The sequence below is a fragment of the Microbacterium sp. HMWF026 genome, assembly GCF_003061325.1.
GTDB lineage: Bacteria > Actinomycetota > Actinomycetes > Actinomycetales > Microbacteriaceae > Microbacterium > Microbacterium testaceum_E.
Window position 1 is genome coordinate 1 of sequence record NZ_QAJB01000301.1, and the last position, 7968, is coordinate 7968.

At 70.4% G+C, this 7968-nt stretch carries 8 protein-coding genes, 1 tRNA gene and 1 pseudogene; 8 read left to right on the forward strand and 2 right to left on the reverse strand.

Annotated features, from left to right (window positions below):
- Positions 1-335: pseudogene (locus DBR36_RS11695) on the reverse strand (anthranilate synthase component I family protein); the annotation flags it as partial.
- Positions 336-378: 43 nt separating this feature from the next.
- Here DBR36_RS11695 and DBR36_RS11700 point away from each other — a divergent pair.
- The 5 genes from DBR36_RS11700 to DBR36_RS11720 all read left to right on the forward strand — a co-directional run bounded on the left by DBR36_RS11700 (position 379) and on the right by DBR36_RS11720 (position 3900).
- On the forward strand, positions 379-1059 hold the full coding sequence (locus tag DBR36_RS11700; RefSeq protein ID WP_108319580.1) for a DedA family protein: 681 nt from the start codon (positions 379-381) through the stop codon (positions 1057-1059).
- Between the two features lie 5 nt (positions 1060-1064).
- Positions 1065-2096 carry an App1 family protein gene (locus tag DBR36_RS11705; RefSeq protein ID WP_108319582.1) on the forward strand — a complete coding sequence of 344 codons (1032 nt, stop codon included), beginning with the start codon at positions 1065-1067 and terminating at the stop codon, positions 2094-2096.
- 74 nt (positions 2097-2170) lie between these two features.
- A complete protein-coding gene (locus DBR36_RS11710; RefSeq protein WP_108319584.1) occupies positions 2171-2881 on the forward strand; it encodes an SOS response-associated peptidase in 711 nt (236 codons plus the stop codon).
- Positions 2882-2922: 41 nt separating this feature from the next.
- Positions 2923-3786 carry a 3-methyladenine DNA glycosylase gene (locus DBR36_RS11715; RefSeq protein WP_108319604.1) on the forward strand — a complete coding sequence of 288 codons (864 nt, stop codon included), beginning with the start codon at positions 2923-2925 and terminating at the stop codon, positions 3784-3786.
- Positions 3787-3827: 41 nt separating this feature from the next.
- A tRNA-Ala gene (locus tag DBR36_RS11720) sits at positions 3828-3900 on the forward strand.
- A gap of 107 nt (positions 3901-4007) precedes the next feature.
- Here the strand turns inward: DBR36_RS11720 and DBR36_RS11725 are convergent.
- Positions 4008-5372 carry an MFS transporter gene (locus DBR36_RS11725; RefSeq protein ID WP_108319586.1) on the reverse strand — a complete coding sequence of 455 codons (1365 nt, stop codon included), beginning with the start codon at positions 5370-5372 and terminating at the stop codon, positions 4008-4010.
- 180 nt (positions 5373-5552) lie between these two features.
- Between DBR36_RS11725 and DBR36_RS11730 the strand changes: the two genes are divergently transcribed.
- The 3 genes from DBR36_RS11730 to DBR36_RS18085 form a co-directional block, all read left to right on the forward strand.
- Positions 5553-6209, forward strand: a complete 657-nt coding sequence (locus DBR36_RS11730; protein ID WP_108319588.1) for a response regulator transcription factor — start codon at positions 5553-5555, stop codon at positions 6207-6209.
- Positions 6206-7594 carry a HAMP domain-containing sensor histidine kinase gene (locus DBR36_RS11735; RefSeq protein WP_108319590.1) on the forward strand — a complete coding sequence of 463 codons (1389 nt, stop codon included), beginning with the start codon at positions 6206-6208 and terminating at the stop codon, positions 7592-7594. Before DBR36_RS11730 ends, DBR36_RS11735 begins: the two co-directional genes overlap by 4 nt.
- Positions 7591-7968: TAXI family TRAP transporter solute-binding subunit (locus tag DBR36_RS18085; protein ID WP_308810955.1), on the forward strand; the 378-nt coding region annotated here is incomplete at its 3' end. The genes DBR36_RS11735 and DBR36_RS18085, both read left to right, overlap by 4 nt.

The window sequence follows — 7968 nt, forward strand, 5'->3', positions numbered from 1 at the left end:
GGGTCGCCGAACGCGAACACCCGCCGCGCCGCGTGATCGAACGCGAGGAAGCGCTCGACCCGCAGGAACGCCGCCTCGCCCTCGTAGGTCCGCCAGCCCACCCATCCCCCGCGGAACGGCCCGGCGTCGTCCGCGGCGGACGGGGTGGTGGCATCCCGGTGCATCGGCTGCGCCGACGCGTCGGGGCGTCCCTCTCCGATCCAGCTCCACCCGCTCCGTGCGTCGACGCCGGCGTCGAGCCAGAAGGCGTGCGGGGCGTCGGCGAAGAGGTGCGCGAACGCCGCCTCGGGATCGATCCACCCGGTCATGGTGAACGGGGAGGTGGAGTGCGGCACGCTCCCAGGCTAGGCCGAGGCCCGCGCCCCTAGGCTTTCAGAGGTGAACGAGATCCTCACGTGGCTGCTCGACGTCGTCCAGAACGTCGACCCCGTGCTGCGCACCGTCATCGCCGGGATCGCGGTCATGCTCGAGACCAGCGTGCTCGTGGGACTGATCGTGCCGGGCGACACCATGGTGATCGTCGCCGGCACCGCGATCGCGTCGCCCCTCGAGGGGGTCGTGCTCGGCGCGGCGGTGGTCGTCGGTGCGCTCATCGGCGAGAGCTTCGGATTCTGGCTCGGCCGGTATTTCGGGCCGCGCATCCGCGCGTCGCGGCTCGGGCAGAAACTGGGCGAGCGCAATTGGGAACGCGCCGATCGCTACCTGCGCCGACGCGGCGGGCCCGCGATCTTCCTCTCGCGCTTCCTGCCCGTGCTGCACTCCCTCGTGCCCCTGACCGTCGGGATGAGCGGCTACAGCTACCGGCGTTTCATCGCGTGGACCACTCCCGCCTGCATGGTGTGGGCGGGGCTGTACATCACGGTCGCCGCGACCGCCGCGGGCACGTACCGCGAGCTGGCCGATCAGATCCACTACGCCGGGTACGTCTTCGTCGCGATCCTGGTCGTCTTCCTCGTCCTGATCTACCTGGGCAAGAAACTGCTGGAGCGCGCGGAGCGCCGTCACCTGGCCGATGAGGTCCAGCCCCTCGAACCGGCGGACGGCGACGTGAAAGACTGAGCGGGATGCCTCGCTCTCCTCGCGCCAAAGTGCTCTGGTTCGCCCGACTGGAGCGCCGCTTCCATCGGTGGCGTGAGAAGCGGGCCCGCGCCCGCGGACTGCGCCCCGTCGTCACCGGCTTTCCGGGGTACGGAACCCAGGAATGGGTTCGCGTCCTCGGCCGCGTCCTCATCGCCCCGCCGATCAAGCGCACCTCGACGGGCGAGTTCGCGAGCCTTCGCGGCTGGCGCAGCTTCGCCGCCGTGCCGGTGGGCTTCGCGCACGTCACCGTCGTCATCGACGGGGTGACGCACCGGGTCGCCGCCGACCGCGGTGGCGTGATCGACGCGAAGCTGCCGGCATCCCTTGCTCCGGGCTGGCAGACCATCACGATGTCGGTCGAGGGCAGCGACCCGACCGAGACGCGCGTGTTCATCGTCGGTGCCGACGTGCGTTTCGGCGTCGTCAGCGACATCGACGACACCGTCATGGTCACCGCCCTACCCCGGCCCCTGCTGGCCGCGTGGAACTCCTTCGTCGTCGACGAGCACGCGCGTCAGCCCGTGCCCGGCATGGCCGTCATGCTCGAGCGGCTGACGCGCGAGCACCCCGGCACCCCGGTCATCTACCTCTCGACGGGAGCGTGGAACGTCGCTCCGACCCTGACGCGCTTCATGCGGCGCCACCTCTTCCCGGCGGGGTCGTTCCTGCTCACGGACTGGGGTCCCACACACGACCGGTGGTTCCGCAGCGGTCGCGACCACAAGGAGCAGAACCTGCGCCGCATCGCCGCGGAGTTCCCCGACGTGAAGTGGTTGCTGGTCGGCGACGACGGTCAGCACGACGACGCGATCTACACCGGCTTCGCCATCGAGCACCCCGAAAGCGTCGCGGCCGTCGCGATCCGCCGGCTGCTGCCCGCCGAGGCGGTGCTGGCCGGTGGCCGCACGGTGGTCGACGACCACTCCGCCGCCGAGGTGCCCTGGGTGACCGAGTCGGACGGCGCGGGGCTGCTCGAACGCCTGCAGAGCGTCGGTGTGATCTCGCGCGACGACTGACGCGTCCCCGACCGACGAGATGACGGGATGCCGCCGCTTCCCCCGATGTCGGAGGTGACGCGTACGGTGGAGCTATGTGCGGTCGATTCGTCGTAGCCAACGTGGCCAGCGAGCTCGTGGGGGTGCTGCGCGTCGACGTCGAAGCCGACGAGCTGCCCCGTCCCTCGTACAACATCGCCCCCACGTCGCAGGTGGCGATCGTGCTCGACTCGATCAAGAGCGAGCCGCCGGTGCGCCGCCTCGAGGTGGCCCGCTGGGGCCTCGTGCCGGGATGGGCGAAAGACGTCAAGATCGGCGCGCGCGCGTTCAACGCCCGCTCCGAAGAGATCGAAGACAAGCCGATGTTCCGCAACGCCCTCATCAAGCGGCGGGCGGTCATTCCGGCATCCGGCTACTACGAGTGGAAGACCACCGATGCGGGTAAGACCCCGCACTACATCCACCCCGCCGACGGCTCGCCGTTGTTCTTCGCGGGGCTCTACGAGTGGTGGAAGGACCCCGCTCGCGCCGACGACGACCCCGCCCGCTGGGTGCTCAGCTGCACGATCCTCACGCGCGACGCGATCGGACGCCTGGGGTCGATCCACGACCGCATGCCGCTGTTCATGGACCCCGACTTCGCCGACGCCTGGCTCGACCCCACGACCGAGAACGTGGGCGACGTGCTCGACGCCGCGATCGACGCCGCCCCCGACGTGGCCGAGACCCTCGACGATCACGTCGTGTCGGCGGCGGTGGGCAACGTCCGCAACGATTCCGCCGAACTGATCGAGCCCGTCGAGTGAGCCTCACTCTCGACGCGGTCGCCCTCCAGCGGACGGAATGGATGCCGCTCGCCACCGCCCACGCGGAGCGCGCCGACGCCCTGACCGCCGCGCACCGCGCCCGCGCGAGCCGCGGCGAGAAGCATCCGGTCGAGGACTTCCTCTTCACGTACTACTCGTACAAGCCGGCGATCCTGCGCCGGTGGCACCCGGGCGTGGGCGTCGTCCTGCGCGACGCCCCCGAGCGCGCCGCCTGGCGCTGGTACCGGGCCGCGGGCGATGGGGTGACGGTGGATGCCACGGCCTTCCGCTCCGAGAAGGGCTCGATGTTCGGCGGCATCCTGAATCTGCTGCGGGCCACGGTCGCGCGTCCCGCGTCGTTCGGCTGCTTCGGGCTGCACGAGTGGGCGATGGCGTATCGCTCCGACGAGGTGCGTCACCCGGTGCCGCTGCGCCTGGGACGCGAGGGCACCGACGCGGTCGTCGACGCGCACCAGCTGACGTGCACGCATTTCGACGCCTTCCGTTTCTTCACGCCCGAGGCCGTGCCGCTCAATCGCACGCCGCTCAGCCGTGACGATCAGGTGCGCCGCGAGCAGCCGGGGTGCCTGCACGCGGGCATGGACGTCTACAAGTGGGCCGTCAAGCTCGGCCCCCTCGTGCCGGGGACGGTGCTGCTCGACGCGTTCGAACTCGCGCGCGACATCCGCACCCTCGACATGGAGGCCTCGCCCTACGATCTGACGGCCTGGGGTTACGGTTCGGTCGCCATCGAGACCCCCGAGGGCAAGGCCGTCTACGTGGCGCGTCAGCGTGCCCTCAGCGCTCGCGGTCAAGCGCTGCGGCAGCGCCTGATCGACGCCGTCGCGGCGACCGACGACACGCCCGGCGGCGTCGATTTTTCTCCCCCGCGAACTCTGTTGTAAGCTCATGGAGTTGCCTCGAACGGGGCGGAAAACAAAAGAACGGGCCTGTGGCGCAGCTGGTAGCGCACCTGCATGGCATGCAGGGGGTCAGGGGTTCGAGTCCCCTCAGGTCCACCCAGAGAGAAAGCCCCCGCTTCGGCGGGGGCTTTCATCGTTCGCGGGCGTGGTGAGAGGCGGACCCGGACGCCGGGGTCTCGGCATCCGGATCCGCCTCGCGTGCGTCAGCGCGACGCCACCGTCTCGCGGGTCCTCTTGTGAGCGGCCTCCTTCATGACGAGTTCGTCGTCGAGCCAGTTGGGCGCCTTGTTGCGCAGCGCGAAGACGTAGACCGCCAGCGAGGCCGCGATGATGAGCGTGACGTAGACGATGAACATCGGCACCTGTTCGGTGGACTGCGCGCCGGCGTACAGCAGCGGGGCGGTCCCGCCGAACAGCGAGTTGGCGAGGGCGTACCCGAGACCGACGCCGAGAGCGCGCACGTGCGTCGGGAACAGCTGCGCCTTCACGAGGGCGTTGATCGACGTGTATCCGGTGAGGATGACGAAGCCGCCGAGGAGGATCGCGAATGCGGCGAACTCGTTCGTCTGCTGCGGAAGCATCGTGATGAGGAACCAGGTGTACAGCACTCCCCCGACGCCGAAGAACACCAGCAGCGTCTTGCGTCCCACCTTGTCGCTCAGCCACCCGCCGAGAGGCTGCATGAGCATCAGGGCGGTCAGCGCGATGAGATTGATCACGGTGCCCGTGACGACGTCGCCGCCCGAGAATGCCGTCTTGACGATGTTGGGGCCCGTGACCGAGTAGGTGTAGAACGCCACGGTGCCGCCCGCGGTGACCGCGAAGCACAGCAGAAGCGGCCGCCAGTTGTTGACCAGCAGGTCGCGCATCGAGCCCGAATCCTTCGAGCGGCCCGCCTTGTTGTCGGCCAGCACGTGCTTCTCGAGCGACTCGTCCATCGTGCGGCGCATCCAGAACACGGCGACCGCGGCGACACCGCCGATGGCGAAGGCGACGCGCCAGCCCCACGCGGTGATCGCCTCTTCGTCGAGGGTCAGCACCATGACGAGCAGGGTGGTCTGGGCGAGCACGTGGCCACCGACCAGGGTGACGTAGTGGAACGACGAGAGGAAACCGCGGCGCCCGGGCATGGCCGCCTCCGACATGTACGTCGCGCTCGTTCCGTACTCGCCGCCGGTGGCGAAGCCCTGGACGAGACGGGCGAACACCAGGATGACGACGGCACCGGCGCCGATGGCCTCGGCGGTCGGCGCGAAGGCGATGACCAGGGAGCAGAAGGCCATGAGCGACACCGAGACGGTGAGCGACAGGCGGCGGCCGTACCGGTCGGCGAACCGGCCGAAGAACCATGAGCCGATGGGACGCATGAGGAAGGTGACGGCAAAGATCGCCCACACGTAGATGGTGGAGTTCTTGTCGTCGGAGCTGAAGAACTGCGATTCGAAGTAGACCGCGAACACGGAGTAGACGTAGACGTCGTACCACTCCACGAGGTTGCCGGCCGAGCCTTTGAGCGTGTTCGAGATGGAGCGCCGCAGGCTCGTGGGGATCGTCGTCGTCGTCGACATGTGAATCCGATCGGTCGAGGGTCGGTGGTCGTCTCGTCCCCGCCGTCGAGAAGAGCTCCCGGCAGCGGCGACGAGACGTATGGGCCATGGTGCCCGCCGTCGACGCGACACGTCCGGATCCTTACAGTCGCCTTACATTCGTCGACCTCGTGTGCCGGGGGCCTGTGCCTACCATGGAGCATGCACGTACTCGTCGCCGAGGACGACGACTCCGTCGCCGCAGCCCTCGTCTCGGCCCTCGGCCGAGCGGGCCACACGTGCTCCCGGGTGTCGCGGGGCAGCGACGTGCTCTTGCGGCATCGCGACGCTCAGGCGGTGCTCCTCGATCTGGGCCTCGAGGACCGCGACGGTCTCGACGTCCTGCGCGATCTGCGCGAGCTCAGCCCGATCCCGGTCCTCGTGGTCACCGCCCGCGGAGACGAGCGCTCCACGGTCCGCGCCCTGTCGCTCGGAGCCGACGACTACCTCGTCAAGCCCGTCCGCCTGCACGAGCTGCTCGCGCGCCTGATCGCCGTTACGCGTCGGTACACCCCGCCAGAGGAGCCGACCCGCGTCGAGACCTCCGCCGTGTCGATCGACGTCGACGCTCGCCGCGTGAGCGTGGCGGGACGCGAGGTCGCGCTCACGCCGAACGAGTTCGGCATCCTGCTCTCGCTCACCCGCCGGGCGGGGACGGTGGTCAGCCGGCGCGTGGTCCTCGATGAGGTCTGGGGCGACGCCTACGCCGCCTCGTCGCGCTCCTTCGACGTTCACCTGGGCCAGGTCCGTCAGAAGCTGCCCGAACTGACGATCACGACGGTGCGCGGCTTCGGATACCGACTCGAGGATGCCGAGTGAAGCTGCGCGTGCTCCTCCCCCTGCTCGTGTTCGGCCTCATCGCCGTCGTCGCGGTGCTGATCCCCTCGGCCCAGTCGATCGCCGACTCGCGGACGCAGCAGGTCGCGCTGCAGCGGCAGGCCTCGCTCGACCAGGTCGTGCAACGCGCCCGCACGGCGCTCGTCCAGGGCGGGACCTCGGGGCTGCAGGCCTACCTCGATCGCTTCTACGCGGTGTACGGCGAGGCCGTGCTCGTGCTCGACGAGAGCGGCGATCCCGTGGCCTCGGCGGGGGGCCTGTCGCCCGATCTCGACGTGCGCGCGATCGCGGGCGCGGCCTCGCGGGCGATCCCGCAGGTGTCGCTGCCGCGGGTCGCGCCCTGGGCGCCGGATTCCGCGCTGGTCGCCGTCCCCGTGATCGCCGCCGGCGATCTGTCGACGGGGGTCGTCGTGCTCGAGGTCGATCTCGTGCCGGCGAAGACCGAGGTGGGTGCGGCGTGGGCGCTCGTGGTCGTCGTGGGACTGCTGCTGCTCGCCGCGCTCATGGCGGCGTCGCTGTGGTGGACGCGATGGATCCTGCGGCCCGTCCGTGCCCTGGACTCTGCTGTGGCCGCCCTCCGGGCGCATCGCGGACCGGTTCCGCTGCGGCCGTCCGGACCGCCCGAACTGCGTCGGCTGAGCCGCGCCTTCACGACGATGACCGCCGAGGTCGAGAACACGCTCGAGCAGCAGCGCGGCTTCGTCGCCGACGCCTCGCACCAGCTGCGCACACCCCTGGCGGCCATCCGGCTCCGCGTGGATTCGCTCCCCCGGGATCCGGATGCCGCGGACGACCTTGCCGCGGTCGACCACGACCTCGATCGTCTCGAGCACACCGTCGAGCGGATGCTGACGCTCGCGAACGCGGAGCACCGCGCCTCGGCCTCTCGCCACGGCGTGGACGTCGCGCGCGACGAGGGGGCCGAGCGCGAGTGCCGGGTGTCGGCATCCGATCTGGGCCGCCCCCACCGTCCACGATTGGATGCCGCGGGCCTCGAGCTCGACGCGGCGGACGAACCCGTCTGCACCGTCCCGTGCGGGCGGGCAGACCTCGACGAGATGGTGCAGGTCCTGCTCGACAACGCCGTGAACTACGCCGGGAGCGGGGCGCGCGTCCGACTCGCCCTGCGCGCGGACGAAGGGTCGGTCGCGGTGCGCGTCGACGACTCGGGGACGCGGCTGGGCGACGGCGACCTCGAGAACATGGGCACGCGGTTCTGGCGTGCCCGGACGCACCGCTCGACGCCCGGCACCGGTCTGGGATTGGCGATCGTGGCCGAGCTGATGCGCGCGGGCGGCGGTCACCTCCGCCTCGAACGGTCCGATCTCGGCGGCCTCGGCGCGCGCCTCGAGTGGAGCCGACCGTGACGGCCCTGAGCCGCCGCGCCTTCTTCTCGGCCGTCGCCGTTGCGAGCATCGCTTCTCTCGCCGCCTGTAGCCCGTCGACGACCAGCCCGCTGATTCTCGGGTGCGGAGAGCCGGGCGGCAGCTACCTGGAATTCGGCGAGCTGCTCGCGGCGGCGACGCGGACGTCGAGAGCCGTGGCCATCCGTCCGCTGGCCACCGAGGGCAGCATCGACAACCTCCGCCTGCTGAGCGAGGGCCGCGTCGATCTCGCCCTCGCGCTCGTGGACGCGGCAGCCGAGGCGGGCGGCGACGTCGTCGCCATCGGCCGCGTCTATCAGAACTACCTGCAGTGCATCGTCCGCGCCGACAGCGGCATCTCGCGGATGTCCGATCTC